Source organism: Streptomyces sp. NRRL S-1813 (assembly GCF_000719605.1).
Classification (GTDB): domain Bacteria; phylum Actinomycetota; class Actinomycetes; order Streptomycetales; family Streptomycetaceae; genus Streptomyces; species Streptomyces decoyicus.
Window position 1 is genome coordinate 152,374 of the sequence record NZ_JOHB01000003.1, and the last position, 18,742, is coordinate 171,115.

Sequence of the window (18,742 nt, forward strand, 5' to 3'; positions counted from 1 at the left end):
TGAATTCCCTGAAGTGCACGCACGTCCATGACTTGGTGGCAGCTTCTTCACACCTTCTCCAGTTTCACTTCCGACCCACCGGTAACCCCTCATTCGACGAACAGGACATTCCCGCACCAAACCGCTGACGTGCAGGTCAGCGTGGGGATGGGTCGCTGGAGAGCAGGTGCCGACTGCGCATTCGGTGTGCAGATTCTTTGAAGGCTCCCAATTTTTACGGCACCTGAGCACAGCACGGTCGTGGAACTCCGGCGCACGCCCCCGACGGACCGCTCCGAATGTTGCACCGGCATGAAATGTGCCCGATTCGCCCGGAGTTCATGGGCGGCATCGGGCGCGTTGAACGTATTGAACGGAATCATCAGCACTATCCGTACGCCATTCCCATGGAAACGGATCGAGTAGCCGGAGAAGGGACATAGGCGCATAACAGCGGGCCTTCGGACCCGTCGGTAATGGGCGATTGGCGACGGCGGTACCGACACCCCGGTGGCAGCCGCCCACGGCGTGCGGCACCGTGAAAGGACGCTGCGGGGCCGTGCCCCGGAAAGGAGCCGTCCGTGGACCCCGTCGAGGCGCTGGAGCGGATCGCCTTTCTGCTGGAGCGGCAGGGGGCGGCGACGTATCGCGTCCGGGCGTTCCGTACGGCCGCCACGGTGATCGGGGCCATGCCCCCCGACGAGGTGGAGCGGCGCGCCCGGGACGGCTCGCTGGGCCGGGTCAATGGGCTGGGGCCCAAGACCACCCGCGTCGTGGAAGAGGCGCTCGCGGGCGTACGGCCCGCCTATCTGTCCCCTCTGGAGGAGGAGGCGGGCGGCCCGCTGGTCGACGGGGAGCGGGGGCAGCGGCTGCGGCGGGCGCTGCGCGGCGACTGCCATCTGCACTCGGACTGGTCGGACGGGGGCAGCCCGGTCGAGACGATGGCCCGCACCGCCCGCGACCTCGGCCACGCATGGTGTGTGCTGACCGACCACTCCCCCCGGCTCACCGTCGCCCGCGGGCTGACCGCCGCACGGCTGCGGCGGCAGCTGTCGCTGGTGGCGGAGGTGAACCAGCGGCTGGCGCCGTTCCGGCTGCTGACCGGGATCGAGTGCGACATCCTCGACGACGGCTCCCTCGACCAGGAGCCGGAGCTGCTGGACCAGTTGGACGTGGTGGTCGCCTCGGTGCACTCCAAACTGCGGATGGACAAGGCGCCGATGACCCGGCGGCTGCTGGCCGCGGTCCGCAACCCGCTCGTGGACGTGCTCGGTCACTGCACCGGCCGGCAGATCACCGGCAAGCTGCGCCCGGAGTCACAGTTCGACGCCGCGGAGGTGTTCGCTGCCTGCGCCGAGCACCACACGGCCGTCGAGATCAACTGCCGTCCCGACCGCTTGGATCCCCCGCGCCGGCTGCTCCGCCAGGCGTTGGAGGCCGGAACCCTCTTCTCCATCGACAGCGACGCCCATGCCCCGGGCCAGCTGGACTGGCAGATCTACGGCTGTGCCCGCGCCGAGGAGTGCGGCGTCGCCGCCGACCGGGTCATCAACACCTGGACGGAGCGCCAGTTGGCCGCCTGGACCCGGACGGGCCGGACTCCGCGCCGCTGAACGGGCCGTCAGGCGGCCTGCGGTGCAGCCGCGGGGGGCGCGTCCGGAGCGGTGGCCGGGGTGAGCCGCAGCACCACGACATAGGCGACGACCACGGCGACGATCACCAGCGGCATCACGGTCAGACCGCTCCTCCCCAGCAGCAGGGTGGCCAGCAGCACCGAGATCATCGGCAGCCGGAGCATGGCCACACACATGGCGCCGACGCCCATCGCAAAGGCCGGGGTGAGCGACAGGCCGGGAAGGTGGGACAACACCACGCCACCCGCCGCACCGAGGAACAGCGCGGGGAAGATGGGGCCGCCGCGGAAGGCGCTCAACGAGGCGCAGTACGCCAGGCCCTTGCACAGGATGAGCAGCAGCAGCGTCGCCACCGAGTAGCCGGCGCTGTCCCGGAACAGCGACCCCAGCGCCGACTGGCCCGAATAGAGCATCTCGGTGGCGGGCTTGCCGGTGGCCGCGGCGAACGCCACCGCCAGTGCCCCCACCACCAGGCCCATCACCATCGTGGCCGGTACGCGATGACGGACGACATGTCCCTTGAGGAACCGCGAGAGCCACCGCACCCCGGCCGCGAGGAACGCGGCGGCCAGCCCGATGACCAACGCCCAGCCGAACTCCGCCACCGTCGGCTCCGCGGCCTTGGGGATGTCGTGCAGCGCGAGGGAGTACGTACCGAGACCGGTCCAGTCCCCCAGGCCGGTGAAGACCAGCGCACCGATGCCGGACGCGAGCAGGCCGGGCACCAGCATCATCCCGAGCATCGGTCCGCCCAGCCCCGACACCTCCATCAGGAGGAACGCGCCCAGGAGCGGCGAGCCGAGCAGCGCACTGACCGCCGCGAAGCTGCCGGCTGCACCCACCGTCGCGACGGCCTGGGAGGTCATGCCCCGGCCCAGCAGCCGTACGGAGCCCGCGGCCAGCCCGCCGCCGAGGGCGATGAGCGGCGCCTCGGGGCCGAGCACCGCTCCGAAGCTGAGGGAGGCCAGGGCCGCGAGCACGATGCCGGGAAGCGCGGAGAGCGGGGGCGCGCCGCTGAGCGCCAGTCCGTCGGCCGGCTCATGGCCGCCGCGGCCCGGCAGGTAACGGACGGTCAGGCCGACCAGGAGACCGGCCACCACGAGCATCGGGACCGGCCACCAGATCGGTGTGCCGGCAAAGCCCAGCGTCCGCGGCAGATCCTGGTAGATCAGCGGTTCCAGCTCGTGGACCAGCACGAGAAAGCCGAACGCGACGGCACAGACCGGGAAGCCGACCAGCGCCGCCACCAGCAGGAGCTTCAGATACCCACTGGTGCGCACCAGCGCGTACGGATCCTCCGGCACCGTGGCCGACGCCTTGTCCACCGGACCGGCCGGGCCGACCGACATGCGCACCGCCTCCCTTGCCGCCGCCCTGCCGACCCTGCCATGACCGGCCCCGCCCGGCATGCCGGGCGCCGCCCGCGGGGCATGGCCATTCGGGTGGACCGGGCCCGTACCGGGACCTCGCGGGGTAGGAGAGGAGAACACACGGGCGTCGTGGACAGCCGGCTGAGGAGCCTGATGAACGAGTTCCAGTCCACCCTGGAGCTGACGGCCTCTTTCCTCCGGCCCGTCCGCCCCGGCCGGCTCTTCGGCACCGGACGCGTCGTGCACCGCGTGGGCGATATCGCCTTCCTGGAGGCCGCGCTCACCGACGGCGCCGAGCGGCTCATCGCCACCGCCACGGCCCGGGTCATCCCCCTGGACGAGGCACCGGACGCGGCGTGACAGGAGCGGCTCACCCCTGAGGCGCCGCCGCCTCCCGGAGCGCGGCCAGGACCGGGCGGAGCAGGGGGTGTTCCTCGGCTCCCCGGCGTACGGCGGCGAACACCCGGCGGGTGGGGGCCACATCGTCGACGGGACGGACCACCACCCCGGTGAGATCCATGTCGCGCAGGGCCGAGCGCGGCACGAGGGCCACCCCCGCGGCGGCCGAGGCGAGGGCGACCACGGCCCGGAAGTCGTCGGAGGAGTGCTCCAGCCGCGGCTGGAAACCGGCGTATTCGCAGGCCAGGACGACCACGTCATGGCAGGGGTTGCCGGGGTAGGGACCGATCCAGGGGTCCTCCGCGAGTTCGGCCAGGGCTACTTGCGCCACCTCGGCGAGGCGGTGGCCGGGCGGCAGCACCGCGTCGAACGGCTCCGCGTAGAGCGGGACCCGGGTCAGCCGTGGATCGTCGGCGCGGGGCGCGCCCCGGTATTCGACGGCGACCGCCACATCGACCTGCCGGTCGAGGACCATGAGCAGGCTGGCATCGCCCTCGGCGTCCTGGACGCGGACCCGGATGCCGGGGGCGGTGCGGGTGAGCCCGGTGAGCGCGGGCGCGACGACCAGGCCGATGCCGGTGGCGAAGGCCGCGACGGTGACCGTGCCGGCCTCGCCCGAGCCGTAGGCGGCGAGCTCGGACTCGGCGCGCTCCAGCTGGGCCAGGACGGCGTTGGCGTGGGTGAGCAGGATGTCGCCCGCGGCGGTCAGCCGTACGCCGCGGGCGCTGCGCTCCACCAGACGGTGTCCGGTCTCCTGTTCCAGCGCGGCCAGCTGCTGGGACACCGCCGAGGGCGTGAGATAGAGCGCGGCGGCCGCGGCGGTGACCGTACGGTGGTCGGCCACCGCGCGGAGGATGTACAGCCGTCGTGCTTCGATCATGCTTCCAGTTTCTCAGGCCACGCCCGTGAGCGGCGTCAGTCCCCCAGCGCGGACCGCGCGTCGACGAAGGCGTCGACCACGCGGTGGACGTCCTCGGTGGAGTGGGCGGCGGACAGCTGTACGCGGATCCGCGCCTGGCCCTGCGGGACCACCGGGTAGGAGAAGCCGATGACGTACACCCCGCGCTCCAGGAGCAGCTCCGCCATACGGGCCGCCTCGCCCGCGTCGCCGATCATGACGGGGGCGATGGCGTGCTCCCCCGGGAGGATGTCGAAGCCTTCCTCGGTCATCCGGGAGCGGAACAGCGCGGTGTTGGCGTTGAGGCGTTCGCGCAGGTCACCGGCCGACTCCAGCAGATCGAGCACCTTGAGCGAGGCGGCCGCGATCACCGGGGCGAGCGAGTTGGAGAAGAGGTAGGGGCGCGAGCGCTGGCGCAGCAGCGCGACGATCTCCGCGCGGGCCGCGACATAGCCGCCGGAGGCGCCGCCGAGGGCCTTGCCGAGGGTGCCGGTGATGATGTCTACGCGGTCCATCACGCCGTGCAGCTCGGGGGTGCCGCGGCCGCCGGCGCCGACGAAGCCGACCGCGTGCGAGTCGTCGACCATCACCATGGCGCCGTAGCGGTCGGCCAGGTCGCAGATCTCGTCCAGCGGCGCCAGATAGCCGTCCATGGAGAAGACGCCGTCGGTGACGACGAGCTTGCGGCCGGCGCTGCCGGCCTCCTTCAACTGACGCTCCAGATCGGCCATGTCGCGGTTGGCATAGCGGAAGCGGCGGGCCTTGCACAGGCGGATGCCGTCGATGATGGAGGCGTGGTTGAGGGCGTCGGAGATGACCGCGTCGTCCGGGCCGAGCAGGGTCTCGAAGACGCCGCCGTTGGCGTCGAAGCAGGAGGAGTAGAGGATGGTGTCCTCCTGGCCGAGGAAGCCGGAGATCCGCTGTTCCAGCTCCTTGTGGACCTCCTGGGTGCCGCAGATGAAGCGGACCGAGGCGAGGCCGTAGCCCCAGCGGTCGAGCGCTTCGTGAGCGGCCGCGACGACCTCGGGGTGGTCGGCGAGACCGAGGTAGTTGTTGGCGCAGAAGTTGAGGACCTCGCCGGGGTTGCCTTCCCCAAGTTCTCGGCTTCGCTCGAGCAGGGGAGACCCCATTGCGGTGACCGCGACGGTGGCGGACTGCGGGGTGCCGATGACGCGCTCGGGCTTGTACAGGCCGGCGGCGCGGATCTCGTCGAGGGTGCCGCGCAGTTCATCGCGTACGGAGTCGTACATGGGGGTGCTCCTTAAAAAGTGCGGTGGGCGAGTGAGCCACCGGCTCTTGCCGGCCGAGCCGGAATTTCAGGCAGTCCAGTCGAGGATGATCTTGCCGCTGCGGCCACTGGCGGCATCGTCGAAGGCTGCGTCGAAGTCCTGGTGCGAGTAGCGGCCGGTGATCACGGGCGCGAGGTCGAGGCCGCCTTCGAGCAGCACGGACATCGCGTACCAGGTTTCGAACATCTCCCGGCCGTAGATGCCCTTGATCGTGATCATGGAGGTGACGATCCTGGACCAGTCGACGGGGAACTGCTCGGACGGCAGGCCGAGGACGGCGATACGGCCGCCGTGCGTCATGTTGGCGATCATGTCGCGCATCGCCTCGGGCCGGCCGGACATCTCCAGTCCGATGTCGAAGCCCTCGCGCAGCCCCAGTTCGCGCTGGCCGTCGGCGATCGTCGCCTCGGCGACGTTGAGAGCGAGGCTGACGCCGACCTTGCGGGCCAGTTCGAGGCGCGGCTCGCTGACGTCCGTGATCACGACATTGCGGGCGCCGGCGTGCCGGGCGACGGCCGCGGCCATGATGCCGATCGGCCCGGCGCCGGTGATCAGTACGTCCTCGCCGACCAGCGGGAACGACAGCGCGGTGTGCACGGCGTTGCCGAAGGGGTCGAAGACGGCGGCGATATCGAGATCGACGGGGACGCGGTGCACCCACACATTGGCGGCGGGCAGCGCCACGTACTCGGCGAACGCACCGTCCCGGCCTACGCCGAGGCCGACGGTGGCGCGGCACAGATGGCGGCGTCCGGCCTGACAGTTGCGGCACTTGCCGCAGACGAGGTGCCCCTCGCCGCTGACCAGGTCACCGGCCTTGATGTCGGCGACGTCCCGGCCGGTCTCCACCACCTCGCCGGCGAATTCATGGCCGATCGTCATCGGGGTGGCCACGGCCTGCTGGGCCCAGCCGTCCCAGGCCCGGATGTGCAGGTCCGTGCCGCAGATGCCGGTGCGCAGCACCTTGATCAGTACGTCGCCCGGACCGACGGCCGGTTCCGGCACGTCCATGAGCCAGAGTCCCGGCTCCGCCTTCTGCTTGACCAGTGCCTTCATCGCAGCGGCTCCCGTACGTGAGTGTGACCGGCCGGGGGCCGGTCCGGCCGCCCGATCTTCGTCAGGAAATCTTCCGTACATGGGCCGCCGGGTCCATCGAGGATTTCTTAAGCGCGGCCACAGCTGCCCTTTACGCCCCACAGGAAACAGCGCTCACGGCCCCGGGCCGGAGCGCCGTCACCCGCTCCGACCAGCCCGGCAGCCTCGCCGGACGCGCGGACCGGAGGGCGGTGCCCCCGGTCCGCGCGAGGTGCTGCGGGCGGCCCCCCGGGACGTGCCGGGGACGGCCGGACGGCCCGGGAGTGTAAACGTTCGCCACCGCAAGCGTCGGAATTCATCACGACGTGAGTGGCCGTGAGACCGGGGTGCACCTCGCTACGTAGGACTGAGTGGCAGCAACACACGGGTGCTGATGCGACGCACCGCAGCCCCCCGTGTGCCCCGTTCCTGTGCGTCCCTGGAGGTCAGTGAATTGAGCCACCGACATGTGAACAAGCGGACCGGCGTCATGGTCGGCGCCGCCGCGGCAGCCATCGGGGCCGCGGCGATCCTGCTCCCCAACGCCAACGCGAGCACGGACCAGCCGGCGGCCCCGAAGACGCTCAGCGCCCACTCCGCCACGCAGCTGGCGGCGTCCCTGAAGGCAGACCTGGGGGACAACGGCGCCGGCTGGTACCTGGACAGCGCGAAGGGCCATCTGGTCATGAACGTGCTGTCGGAGGAGGCCGCCAAGAGCGTCACGGCCAAGGGCGCCGTCGCCAAGGTCGTGCACAACAGCATGACCGCGCTGAAGGCCGGCGCGAAGACCCTGCGCGACTCCGCCTCGGTGCCCGGCACGGCGTGGTCGATCGACCCGAAGACCAACAAGATCGTGGTGCTCGCCGACAGAACTGTCACCGGCGCAAAGATGGCCACGCTCAACAAGGCCACGGGTGGCATGGGTGCGGGCATGGTCACCGTCAAGCGGTCTCAGGGCGAGTTCAAGCGGTACGACGGTGGGAACGCGGGGAGTGCGGCCGGCGCCAACGGCGGGCAGGCGGCGGGCGGTGCCGGGAACGCGGCCGGGGCCGGTGGCGCCGGAGACGCAGCCGGCGGTGCCGGAGGCGCGGCGGGCGCCGGAGGTGCCGGGGACGCGGCCGGCGGTGCGGGAGACGCAGCCGGTGGTGCCGGAGACGCAGCCGGTGGTGCCGGAGACGGCGGGCAGCAGGCCGCGGGCCCGGTCGGCGGCAGTGCCATCTTCGGCGGCAACGCACGCTGCTCGCTGGGCTTCAACGTCACGGTCAAGGGCGCACCGGCCTTCCTGACGGCCGGTCACTGCGGCAACGACTCCAAGACCTGGACGGCGGACCAGGGCGGCAGCCAGCCGCTGGGCACGGTGTCCGACTCCCAGTTCCCGAAGACCGACTTCGCGCTGGTCACCTACGACGACACCGCGGCGAAGCCGCAGAGCGCGGTCGACCTGGGCAACGGCAGCACCCAGGAGATCACCAAGGCCGCGGAGGCGGCCGTCGGCATGAAGGTGCAGCGCTCGGGCAGCACCACCGGCCTCCACGACGGCACCGTCACCGGCCTTGACGCCACGGTGAACTACGGCAACGGCGACATCGTCAACGGCCTCATACAGACGGATGTCTGTGCCGAGCCCGGCGACAGCGGCGGCGCGATGTTCTCCGACGACTCGGCCGTCGGCCTGACCTCCGGTGGCAGCGGCGACTGCACCGCGGGCGGCGAGACCTTCTTCCAGCCGGTCACCGACGCGCTCAAGGCCACGGGTGCGGAGATCGGCGCCGGAGGCGGCGGCGCGGGCGGCGCCGGCGATGCGGGCGGCGGTGACGCCGCGGCAGGCGGCGCAGGTGACGCAGGAGCGGGCGACGCCGCAGCAGGTGGCGCAGGAGCCGGTGACGCCGCAGCAGGTGGCGCAGGAGCGGGCGACGCCGCAGCAGGTGGTGCCGGAGCGGGCGACGCCGGAGCCGGAAGCGCCGGTGCGGGAGACGCCGGAGCCGGTGCGGGAGACGCCGGAGCCGGTGCGGGAGACGCCGGTGCAGGTGCCCAGGACCCGGGAGCCGCCGGCAGCGGCGACTCGCTGAACTGACCCCTGGGAATCCCCCGGATCCCTCTGCGCCATCGGCCCCGTCCCCTTCGACGACGAAGGAGGGCGGGGCCGTTGCGCGGGCCGGGCCCTCAGGCCGAGGGCGAGGTGACGGTGAACAGGCCACCGTCGGGGTCACGGATGACGGCCTGACAGCCCTTGCCGTCCGTGGTCGGCGACACGGGGGTGACGGTTCCGCCGGCGGCCACCGCGTCGGCCGTCACCTTCTCGATGTCGCGGACCGGGAAGTGGACGTGCCAACGGGGGCGCACCCGCGGGTCGGGGGCGGACTCCACCGCGCCGCCGCGCAGGGTGGCGACGGTGTGCGTACCATCCCGGACGATCACCTGGTCGTGCTCGTAGGTCACCTCGCAGCCGCCCGGCTCCTCGGAGGCCCAGCCGAAGACCTCCGCATAGAAGATGGCGGCGGCGAAGGCATCCCGGGTGCGCAGTTCGAGAATGGCGGGCGCGGCCCCCTGCCCGACGGACCAGGCCAGCGTCTGGCCCTCCCAGAAGCCGAAGGTGGCACCGTCGGGGTCGGCGGCGAGGGCGGCGCGTCCGGGGCCGACCTTGAGGGGGCCGACGGCGACGGTCCCCCCGCGCTCGCGGATCCGGTCCGCGGTGTCGTCGGCGTTCTCCACCGCGAAGTACGAGGTCCAGGCCACGGCCACTTGGAAGCTCTGGGCGAGGGCACCGATGCCGGCGACCGGCTGTCCGCCGGCGATCGCGACGGAGAACTCGTCGCCGAGGCTGGCGGGACGGAAACGCCAGCCCAGGACGGCGGCGTAGAACTTCTGCGCGGACTGTAGATCGCCGGCCATCAGGCTGACCCAGCAGGGAGCGCCACGTACCGCAGTGGCCGGGCCATGGGCCGACATCACATCTGCCTCCTGTTGCTCTGGGCCCCTTCCCACTCTGCCAGCGACGGGGCGGGGCCGCACCAAGGGCGCGTCCCCTCGGCCGCAGCGCAGTTGTGCCGCTCTTGATCAGGCTCGATGCTGTAAATACGAACCGGGCTGGGTTGATGCCATGAACGCATGGAACGCGGCGGAGAGCGCCGACTTCCGTGGTCCCCTCGACGTCACCAGGGCGGCCACTGCGGTTCTGGACGCCCAGGATCGGATCATCGGGTGGAGCCCGGCGGCCCAGCGACTCCTCGGATACACCCCGGAGGAGATCCTCGGGCATTCCCTGGAGTCGTTGCTGCCGGCCGGTTCCGCGGCCGCACAGCCACTACAGGACACGCTGAGCGGCAGCGAGGCGCACACGGTGCGCCACCGGGACGGCCGGATCCTGCACATGGCCGTCACGATCTGTCCGCTCGCCGAGGTCTCCGGGGGCGGCGGTGCGCGGCCCGCCCGTGTCCTGGTGGCGGCCGAGCTGGACGATCACCGGATGTGGGAGTCCCGCCAGGCGATGCTGCACGGCCTGGCCACCCAGTCTCCGGTGGGCCTGGGGATCTACGACACGGAACTGCGACTGACCTGGGCGAATACCGCGTATGTGCGGGAGATCGGGCTGGCGTCGGACGAATTCCTCGGCGTCCGGGCCGATGAACTGTACCCGGACGGTGAGTTCGTGACCGAAGGGTATCCGCGCACCCTCGACGCGGTGATGCACCAGGTCCTGGAGACCGGCGAACCGATCCTCGATCTGCACTTCGTCGGCCAGCAGCCCTCCGACCCGGGGCCCGATCACGTCTGGTCCTGCTCCTACTACCGGTTGCAGGACGCCCACGGCCGGGTGCTCGGGGTGTGCGAGGACGCTTTCGACATCAGCGGCCGCTACCAGGCACAGCGCCGGCTGAACCTCCTGGTGGAGGCAGGCGCCCGGATCGGCACCACCCTCGACATGACCCTCACCGCGCGGGAGATCACGGAGGTGGTGGTGCCGGACTTCGCGTCCATGGTCACCGTCGACCTGCTGCGGTCCGTACTGCACGGCGGGGAGCCGGAAGCGGCCGACGGCACCCTGCCGGCCCTGGTGCGGGCCGCCACCCGCACCGCCGAGCACACCCCGGGCCCGCCGGCCGGCCCGCACCGCATCGAGTACCCGCCGGGATCGCTCCAGTACCGCAGCCTGTCCTCCGGTGGCATGGTGCGCGAGGAGGGCACCATGGTGGTGCCGCTGCGGGCCGGCGGCACCCTGCTGGGGCTGGTCACCTTTGTCCGCGGCGCCCCGTCGGGCTTCGACAAGGAGGAGATCGAGCTCGCCGACGAGCTGGTCATCCGGACGGCCGTGTGCCTGGACAACGCCCGCCGCTTCACCCGGGAGCACACCGCCGCGCTCACCCTCCAGCGCACGTTGCTGCCACAGCATCTGCCGGACCAGTCCGCCGTCGACCAGGCCTACCGCTATCTGCCGAGCGACGACCGGGCCGGGGTCGGCGGCGACTGGTTCGATGTCATCGGTCTCTCGGGTACCCGGGTCGGCCTGGTCGTCGGCGACGTGGTCGGCCATGGCCTCCAGGCGGCGGCGACCATGGGGCGGCTGCGCACGACCGTACGCGCCCTGGCCCGGCTGGACCTGTCCCCCGACGAGCTGCTGAGCCGGCTGGACGACCTGGTGGGACAGACCGCGGAGGAGCAGGCTGCCGTGGTCGGCACGGACGCCGGCCCGGACGATGTGGCCACCGGCGTGACCTGCCTCTACGCCGTCTACGACCCGGTGTCGCGGCGGTGCACCATGGCGCGGGCCGGTCATCTGCCGCCGGCCGTCGTCGACGCGGAGGGCGGTCTGTACTTCCCGGATCTGCCGGCCGGACCCCCACTGGGGCTCGGGGGCCTGCCGTTCGAATCCCTGGAGATCGAGCTGCCGGCCGGCAGCCTGATCGCGCTTTTCACGAACGGGCTGGTCGAGGGCCGGGACCGGGACGTCGACGAGGGCCTGGAGATCCTGGGCCGGGTGCTGAGCGATCACCGTCGGCCGCTGGACGAGCTGTGTATCCACGTGCTGGCGGAGCTGCTGCCGGACGGTCCTGCCGTCGATGACTCGGCCCTGCTGCTGGTGCGCACCCGTGAGCTCGACGCCCGGCAGGTGGCGGCCTGGGAGCTGCCCGCGGAGCCGGCCGCGGTGGGCAAGGCCCGCGAGCTGGCCACCGGGCAGCTGCGGGAGTGGGACCTGGAGGAGCTGTCCTATACGACGGAACTCGTGGTCAGCGAGCTGGTGACCAACGCCGTACGGCATGCGGCGGGGCCGCTGCATCTGCGGCTGCTGCGCGACCGGACCCTGCTGACCGAGGTGTCGGACACCGGCCACACCTCCCCCCACCTGCGGCACAGCGCCAGCGATGACGAGGGCGGCCGGGGGCTTTTCATCGTCGCGCAGCTGGTGCAGCGCTGGGGCACGCGCTACACGCCGTACGGCAAGACGATCTGGACGGAGCAGGCGTTTCCGCCGCACTATCCCGGGGCCCCGCGCCCGGCGGGGTGATGCCGCCGGACGTCCGGGCACGATGCGGCCCGGCGTACATCGTGCGGGTGTTCGGGCGCGGTCCCATGATGGAACCAAGCGAGGTCCCGGCGACTCGGCGGGCGCGGACAGAGGAGGACCTGTGACGACCAATGGCAGGGATAAGTCGGCCGAGCGGCGCCCGGTCGAGCTGTACACCGGTAGCGAGCGGCCCTACGACCCGGAGGACCTGGTGAAGGTGTCCGGGCGCGAACCCACCCCCGAGAGCCTGGCCTGGGCCAGGCGCCTGATGGACGAGGAGGGTCCCGGCCCCGCCATCGAGCGGTATCTGCCGTGACGACCGGCAGCTGAGGCGAGCGGGCGCGGAGCGCGAAGGGACGGCCCGTTCCGCGGTGGGAGGCGCGCAGGCGCCCGGCCCGCGGACGGGCTGCCCCGCGCGCTCGTATGCCGCGCCGCCGCTCTCGCCGTAACAGGCGCTTCGGCGCGCGGAGTTGACGGTCGGTCGCGCCGTGCTGCGGCCACCTGCCACCGCCGCCCACCGTAAACCGCTTGCGGCGGCCCGCGGCACTCGGGAAGATCCCCTCGACCGCCGCCGCGCCGCCTCGTCGGCACGCTCCGGAGCGCCCGGGGAGTCCTCTCCCCTACGGCGTATCGCTCTGTCCCTCCCCTTGAGCCCCACAGACGGCTCGCGCCGTGCTGACACCGCTCAGCACGGCGAAACGGACCGGCCGGGTCCTGCCCGGGGCTCGCCGCGGAAAGGAACCACCCGTGACCACCGAACGCCTCTTCCCGCCCGTACGCGCGGGCGAGCGGGAGACCCTGCGCTCCTACCTCGACTTCCACCGGGCCACGCTCGCCATGAAGACCGACGGCCTCTCCGACGAGGACCTCAGGCGCCAGGCGAGCCCGCCCTCCACGCTCTCCCTGCTCGGCCTGGTGCGGCACATGGCAGAGGTGGAGCGGACCTGGTTCCGCCGGGTGATCAACGGCGAGGACCTCCCGCTCGTCTGGTCGGCCGAGGGCGACTACCAGGTGGCGTACGACGCGCGCACGGCCACCCGCGCGGAGGCTTTCGACGCCTGGCAGACGGAGGTGGCACACGCCCGCCGGATCGAGCAGGCGGCCGCGTCGCTCGATGTCACGGGCTACCAGCCCCGTTGGGGCGAACATGTCTCCCTGCGCCTGGTGATGCTGCACCTGATCCACGAATACGCCCGCCACAACGGCCATGCGGACTTCCTCCGCGAGGCCATCGACGGCACGGTCGGCCCGTGAGCGGTGCCCCCGGCCGGGCGGTGCCCCCTGGTGCGGACGGCCGTCGCCGTCCCCACGGGGCACCGCCCACGGTCAGCCGAGCTCCAAGCTGGTGACGGCGAAGGTCCGCTCCTGCTCCGCCGGCGGGACCGGACCGCTGTACATCCGGACGGTGTGCGACTGCGGAGCCAGGCCGCGGGCCGTGGCCAGGGTGTGAGCGGTGTGCCGCGGCCCGGGGACGTCGAGGAAGACCTCGCCGCCCGGGTCGACGGACGCGACGAGGGTGTCGAAGAGCGCCTCAGCGGCCTCGGCGGTGTCGGCGAAGAGCGGGCCGATGCGATGGCCGGTGCGCGCCGGGCGGAGCACGCCGTAGCCCGCGACCGCGCCGTCGCGCAGATACACGCGCGCGGTGTGGCCGGGGGCCGTCAGCCAGCGGGCGACGAAGGCGCGGCGGTCGGCGGGGAAGCACCGCCGGTCGTAGTCGGCGACGGCGTCGAGGTGGGAGCCGGTGACGGGTACGGCCTCCGCCGGCGCCGGTGTGCCCGGGCGGAGGGGGCGTCCGGCGTAGCGGATGGTGTCGTGGGCGGGGGTGAACCCGGCGCGCCGGTAGGTGGCTTGCTGGGCGGGGACGGCGTCGAGGCCCACGGTCCGGACACCGGCGTGCGGGAAGGCGGCACGCCAGGTGGCGAGTCCGAGGCCCTGCCCGCGGTGGTCGGGGTGGACGAGGTAGTAGCCGAGGAACGCATAGGCGTCCGAGTAGGTGACGATCGAGACCGCGGAGACGGCGCGGCCGGCGCGGCGTCCGAGGAAGAAGCCCGCGGGGTCGGTGGGGTGGAAGCAGGCGGTGTCGCCGAGGCCGGGGTTCCAGTCTTCGTCGGCGGCCCACTGGGCCACCTGGTGCCAGTCCTCCAACGAGGCGGTGGTGACGGCGAGTTCGCCGGTGACGGGCTGCTGGTCCGGGGCGTTGCCGAGGGTGGACATGCCGGGTGTTCGTCCCTTCTGGTGGGGTCAGGGGGCGAGCGGGAGCGGTGCGGAGGCGGTGGCGGCGCGCGGGTGGGCCGGCCGGGGACAGTGCGGCCGGCCCGTGCGAGCCGCCCATGCTCCGTAGGACAGGCTCTAGATCAGGTCCATGGCGGCGACCTCATCGGGCCGGCCGTAGCTGACCGGTCCCTGGAAGCGCCGCCGGGCGGTGGCGAACCACCAGACGGTGGCGATGATCAGCACCACCGCCAGCGCGATGGGTGCGTAGTTGAACGAGGCGGGGGTGATCGGGGAAACCTGGGGGAGCATGAACAGCACATTGCTGATCAGGATCCAGGCCACGGCGACCGCCGCGACGGGCTTGCCGTAGCGCCCCAGGTTCCACGGCCCCGCCTGGAAGTCGTCGAGCCGCAGCCGCAGGAAGATGGGCACGGCGTAGGCGAGGAACAGTCCGACGACGTTGACGCTCACCACCGCGGTGAAGGCGGTGTGCGACCACCAGCCGGGCAGCACCAGCACCAGCGGGCAGGCCGCGGCGAGCCAGACGGCCTTGACGGGAGTACGGGTGCGCGCGGACACCGAATGCCACCAACGGGAGCCGGGCATCGCGCCGTCCCGGGAGAAGGCAAAGATCTGCCGGGTATTGCTGGTCATGTTGGCAAGACCGCAGAACAGCATGGCGCCGATAACGATCAACAGCAGCAACCCTGCGGTGCTTTGGCCGAGGGCGTCGACGAGAATCTGCACGGGCGGCGCCTCGGCGCTCGCGGCGTGACCGTAGTCACGGATCGCATACACCAGCGCGAGCATGAGGATCAGTCCGGTGATCGCGGAGTAACTGATCGCCCGCATGATGCCCCTGGGCGCATTGACGGTGGCCTTCACCGTTTCTTCAGACATGTGGAAGCTGCCGTCGAAGCCGGTGAAGGTCCAGCTGGTGACGAGCAGACCCAGCATTCCGCCGTAAATCGCATGGGTGAAGCCGGTGTTGTTGACGAAGTGCATCGCGAACGAAGGCGACTGGTGCTGGTCGGGTATCACGGTCAGTGCACCGACGATCACCACCATGCCGACCAGCAGCCACCACACGGAAATGCGGTTCACCAGGGCGACCAGCCGCACGGTATACGTGTTGGCCAGCGCCTGGAGGAGAAGGATGGCCGCGGTGATGCCGACCGTCTGCTGCGGTGTCGGTTCGTAGGACGGCCACTGCATGGCGATGAATGCCTGGATGAAGGTGGCGGCGGCGAAGTTGGTGGCGGCGGTGCCGCCGACCTGGCCCACGAAGTTCAGCCAGCCCGTGTACCAGGACCAGGCACCCTTGTGCCGCTTGGCCAGCTTGCCCGCCGAGAAGTAGAGCGCTCCGCTGGTCGGGTAGGCGGAGGCGATCTCGCCCATCGCGGCGCCGACGAACAGCACCATGATCGATACACCGATCCAGCCGAAGACCAGGATCCGCGGGCCGCCGGCGTTCAGACCGAAGCCGAAGGAGGAGAAGATCCCGGAGATGATGTTGATGATGGTGAAGGAAATGGCGAAATTGTCGAACGCGCGGAATCTGCGGGTGAGTTTCCGCGGGTAGCCCATGGCGTGGAGCGTGGCGTCATCGTCGAGTGTGCCGGGATCTGCCGCGTGGGGGGTTTTCGAGCGAGCTGGGGACGTACGCTCGGACACAACCAAAGCCTTTCTGGGGAACCGGAGGGAAAATGGATCGGGTGGTGCTGATCCAACGGGCGAGGCGGAATAAGTGGGCCTTTTCACGGCGATGCATCCCATGCGGAGGAGAAATCATCGTGCATCAGCCGTCATGGGGAACGGGAAGGCCGCAGGAGCGTCTGGCTCTGGTCAATTGCTCCTCGGGATCACCGAAGGCACTCCAGGGCATACGCGAGGCGTAAGGCCCCATGGCCGTGAAGACTTCCCGCGCTTCGAATTCACGTTTCGCCATGAACAGCGCATGCGCCAGATAGGCCAGATCCAGCACCGGCGTGAAACGGTAACCGGCCACCTGCGGAAGCCAGTTCCGGTAGTTGCCCATGGCGGTGGCGATCCACTGGGGCTGTTCCCAGGTGCGGTCCGCGAGCAGCTCGGACGGGTTGTAGTCCTCGACCAGCGCCACCAGCGGCAGCAGCCGCAGCGGCGAGGCGGCCGGGGCCCGCTGGCTCAGGAACGCGGCAACGTCCCAGCTCGCGCCGGACGAACCGCCGTAGCGGGTGAAGAAGAACGACAGGAAGCGGTGGTGCGCCTCGCGGTGCCAGGGGTCGAGCCGGAGGATATGGGCGAAGAGGTACCAGGGCCCGGCCGGCGCGGTCAGCAGCCCTTTCGGCGCGGGGTCCTGCGGGCGGTCGAGGCGTGTCAGCGCCAGCTGCGCCACCCAGGGGGTGGGGTCCTTGGGGAGCAGCTTCGCAGCCCGTTCGCATGCCGACTGCGCTATCCGGGCCAGAGCGCCTTGCCGCCGGTCACCGGAATCGGCCATCCGCAGGGCACGGAGCATCGCCACCCGGGCCCAGAGCAACGCGGCCTCGGGGCCCGGCTCCTCGGCCAGCCAGCGCTCCGCCAGGTCCGAGTCGGCCGCCACGGACGCCAGTACCAGGGACCGGTGGGCGCGCACCTCGAAATCCTCCCGGGCTTCCTTCAGCGCCTCGTGCGCGCTCAAGTACCGTCCGGTCCGTACGTCCATACACGCGCGCGCCAGCGCCCGGTCATCGGCAGCCGGACTCCACACGTACTGCCCCTCGAAAGAGCCGGCCGCCATGGTCCCCTCCCGGTCACGAAGGCGTCATCCCCCACACCGGATTCCGGCTGCGCCGAATTCAGCCGGATCCCTGCCACCGGTCAAGTGACAGCGGGCCACACCCTACTCACCCTCAACTCATTGCGAAAACAAGTAGCCTGGAATATCTGGTTCCGCACCTTTTAGTCTCGATGAGATTGAAAAGGAAACAACTTCTGACCCCGCCGACCGAACATCTCCACTTTGCGACTCCGTCCACCATCGCGCATTTATTTGGCATATTCACATGCTCACGGGGCCTTCACAACTGGACATCGTCGCTGATTACCCCTCCGTATCCACCGTTTCCATGGAAGCCGGCGCTTCGGCCACAAGGGCGCCACACCCCCGCCATCCCCGGCACGACCTCCCGTCCGGACCGGGCCGGCCCCACAACAGCGCACCGCCCTCGGCCAGTTCACGGACGCTTTCCGGCCATGCCGGTCGGATCGCGGCACAGGGCCCGGACGAGCGGGCGCGCCGCCCGCAGCGACCGCAACCGTGCACCCCGAGGGACGTGCGCCGCCCCGCGCGGCCGACCCCGACCCGCCAGTGGGGCCTTCACCGCCCCGCCACAGCACCGCGGGCACCCGGACCGACAACATTCAATGAATTCTCAAGGCACTTGTCGCGGGAAACGGCGGCCGCCCGACCCAACAGGCCGATCCGCCACCGGAGTCGACGACGCGCAAACATGAAATCGGCTCAAGAGCAACCGAATTAGCGGATGCTACTTTCCGGAACCGCGCGATCACATGTAGCGTTCGTCTGGACCGGAGGCCGTGACTTCACACCACGTCACGGCTGGGTACGGGCATGGGCGCGAGCGTTCTTGCGGTACGAGCGGAGCGATCGCCCCCGATGGGCGCACCTGCACCACAAGTGCGTGGTCGCCACCCCGCCTCACCACCGCACTGCGCCGCGATCGCTGCGCAGCACTCAGCACCCTTGAACGTCGAGCACCGCCATGTCTGTCCGTACACGCCTGCTTTGCAAGAGGAATGGGCCCAGATCATGTTTATGAACTCCTCGACGACCCCGCTTGCGTTGCGTCCGGGCGCCGACGTCGTCCGGCCGCTCATAGCCGGGCCCGGCGAAGGGCCACCCCTGGCGGTCGACCGGCTACCCGACGGCAAGTGGCAGTTGACCCTGCACGACCTGGAACCCGTATCGGTGCACCGGCTGCCGTCCGACGAGGTCCACATCATCCTGGCGCCGGCCGGCGAGGAATCGTCCCGCCTCGCGGAGCCGACGGCCGGCCAGGCCCGGCCGGAGCAGATCCGTATCGATACCGCGGCCCGGACGGTCTTCCTCAGAGGCCGCCAACTCGATCTGCCACGGCTGGAATTCGATCTGCTGGCGCACCTCGTGCTGCATCCTCAGCGCGCCTTCACCCGGGAACAGCTGATGGCCGCGGTCTGGCCCAGCTGCCAGTCCAGCACCCGCACCGTCGATGTCCACATCGCGCGTCTGCGCCGGCGCCTGGGGCCCGGCCTGCGCGACACCATCAGCACCGTCTTCGGCATCGGATACAAGTACCTGCCGACTACGTGAAGACCCCGCGCCGGCGGCCGGCGCGCAGCCCCGCTTGACGCCGGGCCGCTGCGGA

General features: G+C 71.1%; 15 protein-coding genes. 7 read left to right on the forward strand and 8 right to left on the reverse strand.

The window, feature by feature from the left end:
* The first annotated feature begins 560 nt into the window (after positions 1-560).
* Positions 561-1,592 carry a PHP domain-containing protein gene (locus IF67_RS0107815; protein WP_030983473.1) on the forward strand — a complete coding sequence of 344 codons (1,032 nt, stop codon included), beginning with the start codon at positions 561-563 and terminating at the stop codon, positions 1,590-1,592.
* Between the two features lie 8 nt (positions 1,593-1,600).
* Here the strand turns inward: IF67_RS0107815 and IF67_RS0107820 are convergent, their stop codons facing one another.
* Positions 1,601-2,962, reverse strand: a complete 1,362-nt coding sequence (locus IF67_RS0107820) for a chloride channel protein (RefSeq protein WP_037838980.1) — start codon at positions 2,960-2,962, stop codon at positions 1,601-1,603.
* Between the two features lie 174 nt (positions 2,963-3,136).
* Here IF67_RS0107820 and IF67_RS0107825 point away from each other — a divergent pair, with 174 nt between their 5' ends.
* Positions 3,137-3,343, forward strand: coding sequence for a PaaI family thioesterase (locus IF67_RS0107825; protein WP_051817771.1), 207 nt, complete (start codon positions 3,137-3,139; stop codon positions 3,341-3,343).
* A 10-nt stretch (positions 3,344-3,353) separates the two neighbouring features.
* On the opposite strand, the gene IF67_RS0107830 is transcribed toward IF67_RS0107825, so the two are convergent.
* The 3 genes from IF67_RS0107830 to tdh all read right to left on the reverse strand — a co-directional run bounded on the left by IF67_RS0107830 (position 3,354) and on the right by tdh (position 6,625).
* Complete coding sequence (locus tag IF67_RS0107830) at positions 3,354-4,262, reverse strand: LysR family transcriptional regulator (protein ID WP_030983481.1); 909 nt, start codon at positions 4,260-4,262, stop codon at positions 3,354-3,356.
* A 35-nt stretch (positions 4,263-4,297) separates the two neighbouring features.
* Positions 4,298-5,530 carry a glycine C-acetyltransferase gene (locus tag IF67_RS0107835; protein WP_030983486.1) on the reverse strand — a complete coding sequence of 411 codons (1,233 nt, stop codon included), beginning with the start codon at positions 5,528-5,530 and terminating at the stop codon, positions 4,298-4,300.
* A 66-nt stretch (positions 5,531-5,596) separates the two neighbouring features.
* Positions 5,597-6,625: an L-threonine 3-dehydrogenase gene (gene tdh / locus IF67_RS0107840; RefSeq protein WP_030983488.1), complete on the reverse strand. Its 1,029-nt coding sequence runs from the start codon at positions 6,623-6,625 to the stop codon at positions 5,597-5,599.
* A 487-nt stretch (positions 6,626-7,112) separates the two neighbouring features.
* Between tdh and IF67_RS0107845 the strand changes: the two genes are divergently transcribed.
* Entirely contained in the window at positions 7,113-8,717 is a 1,605-nt protein-coding gene (locus tag IF67_RS0107845; RefSeq protein WP_051817773.1) for a S1 family peptidase, read from the forward strand.
* Positions 8,718-8,806: 89 nt separating this feature from the next.
* Here IF67_RS0107845 and IF67_RS0107850 read toward each other — a convergent pair whose 3' ends face one another.
* Positions 8,807-9,592, reverse strand: coding sequence for a VOC family protein (locus IF67_RS0107850; protein WP_030983492.1), 786 nt, complete (start codon positions 9,590-9,592; stop codon positions 8,807-8,809).
* Positions 9,593-9,743: 151 nt separating this feature from the next.
* Here IF67_RS0107850 and IF67_RS0107855 point away from each other — a divergent pair, with 151 nt between their 5' ends.
* The 3 genes from IF67_RS0107855 to IF67_RS0107865 all read left to right on the forward strand — a co-directional run bounded on the left by IF67_RS0107855 (position 9,744) and on the right by IF67_RS0107865 (position 13,400).
* Positions 9,744-12,146, forward strand: a complete 2,403-nt coding sequence (locus IF67_RS0107855; protein WP_030983494.1) for a SpoIIE family protein phosphatase — start codon at positions 9,744-9,746, stop codon at positions 12,144-12,146.
* A gap of 121 nt (positions 12,147-12,267) precedes the next feature.
* A complete protein-coding gene (locus IF67_RS0107860; protein WP_030983496.1) occupies positions 12,268-12,462 on the forward strand; it encodes a hypothetical protein in 195 nt (64 codons plus the stop codon).
* Positions 12,463-12,893: 431 nt separating this feature from the next.
* Positions 12,894-13,400: a DinB family protein gene (locus tag IF67_RS0107865; protein WP_030983498.1), complete on the forward strand. Its 507-nt coding sequence runs from the start codon at positions 12,894-12,896 to the stop codon at positions 13,398-13,400.
* Between the two features lie 72 nt (positions 13,401-13,472).
* Here the strand turns inward: IF67_RS0107865 and IF67_RS0107870 are convergent, their stop codons facing one another.
* From IF67_RS0107870 to IF67_RS0107880, 3 genes are all read right to left on the reverse strand, one after another.
* Positions 13,473-14,360 carry a GNAT family N-acetyltransferase gene (locus tag IF67_RS0107870; RefSeq protein ID WP_030983500.1) on the reverse strand — a complete coding sequence of 296 codons (888 nt, stop codon included), beginning with the start codon at positions 14,358-14,360 and terminating at the stop codon, positions 13,473-13,475.
* A 135-nt stretch (positions 14,361-14,495) separates the two neighbouring features.
* Positions 14,496-15,947, reverse strand: coding sequence for an amino acid permease (locus tag IF67_RS0107875; protein ID WP_030983502.1), 1,452 nt, complete (start codon positions 15,945-15,947; stop codon positions 14,496-14,498).
* A gap of 211 nt (positions 15,948-16,158) precedes the next feature.
* On the reverse strand, positions 16,159-17,115 hold the full coding sequence (locus tag IF67_RS0107880) for a hypothetical protein (RefSeq protein WP_030983504.1): 957 nt from the start codon (positions 17,113-17,115) through the stop codon (positions 16,159-16,161).
* A gap of 1,032 nt (positions 17,116-18,147) precedes the next feature.
* On the opposite strand from IF67_RS0107880, the gene IF67_RS0107885 reads away from it, so the two are divergent.
* A complete protein-coding gene (locus tag IF67_RS0107885) occupies positions 18,148-18,687 on the forward strand; it encodes a winged helix-turn-helix domain-containing protein (RefSeq protein WP_234341013.1) in 540 nt (179 codons plus the stop codon).
* The last annotated feature ends 55 nt before the right edge of the window (positions 18,688-18,742 follow it).

Excerpts from the sequence above, each read along its gene's own strand:
- IF67_RS0107835 (WP_030983486.1), bottom strand. The coding sequence starts at position 5,530 with ATGTACGACTCCGTACGCGATGAACTGCGCGGCACCCTCGACGAGATC.
- IF67_RS0107820 (WP_037838980.1), bottom strand. The coding sequence starts at position 2,962 with ATGTCGGTCGGCCCGGCCGGTCCGGTGGACAAGGCGTCGGCCACGGTG.
- IF67_RS0107875 (WP_030983502.1), bottom strand. The coding sequence starts at position 15,947 with ATGGGCTACCCGCGGAAACTCACCCGCAGATTCCGCGCGTTCGACAAT.
- IF67_RS0107850 (WP_030983492.1), bottom strand. The coding sequence starts at position 9,592 with ATGTCGGCCCATGGCCCGGCCACTGCGGTACGTGGCGCTCCCTGCTGG.
- IF67_RS0107825 (WP_051817771.1), top strand. The coding sequence starts at position 3,137 with ATGAACGAGTTCCAGTCCACCCTGGAGCTGACGGCCTCTTTCCTCCGG.
- IF67_RS0107870 (WP_030983500.1), bottom strand. The coding sequence starts at position 14,360 with ATGTCCACCCTCGGCAACGCCCCGGACCAGCAGCCCGTCACCGGCGAA.
- IF67_RS0107880 (WP_030983504.1), bottom strand. The coding sequence starts at position 17,115 with ATGGCGGCCGGCTCTTTCGAGGGGCAGTACGTGTGGAGTCCGGCTGCC.
- IF67_RS0107855 (WP_030983494.1), top strand. The coding sequence starts at position 9,744 with ATGAACGCATGGAACGCGGCGGAGAGCGCCGACTTCCGTGGTCCCCTC.
- IF67_RS0107830 (WP_030983481.1), bottom strand. The coding sequence starts at position 4,262 with ATGATCGAAGCACGACGGCTGTACATCCTCCGCGCGGTGGCCGACCAC.
- IF67_RS0107885 (WP_234341013.1), top strand. The coding sequence starts at position 18,148 with ATGTTTATGAACTCCTCGACGACCCCGCTTGCGTTGCGTCCGGGCGCC.
- tdh (WP_030983488.1), bottom strand. The coding sequence starts at position 6,625 with ATGAAGGCACTGGTCAAGCAGAAGGCGGAGCCGGGACTCTGGCTCATG.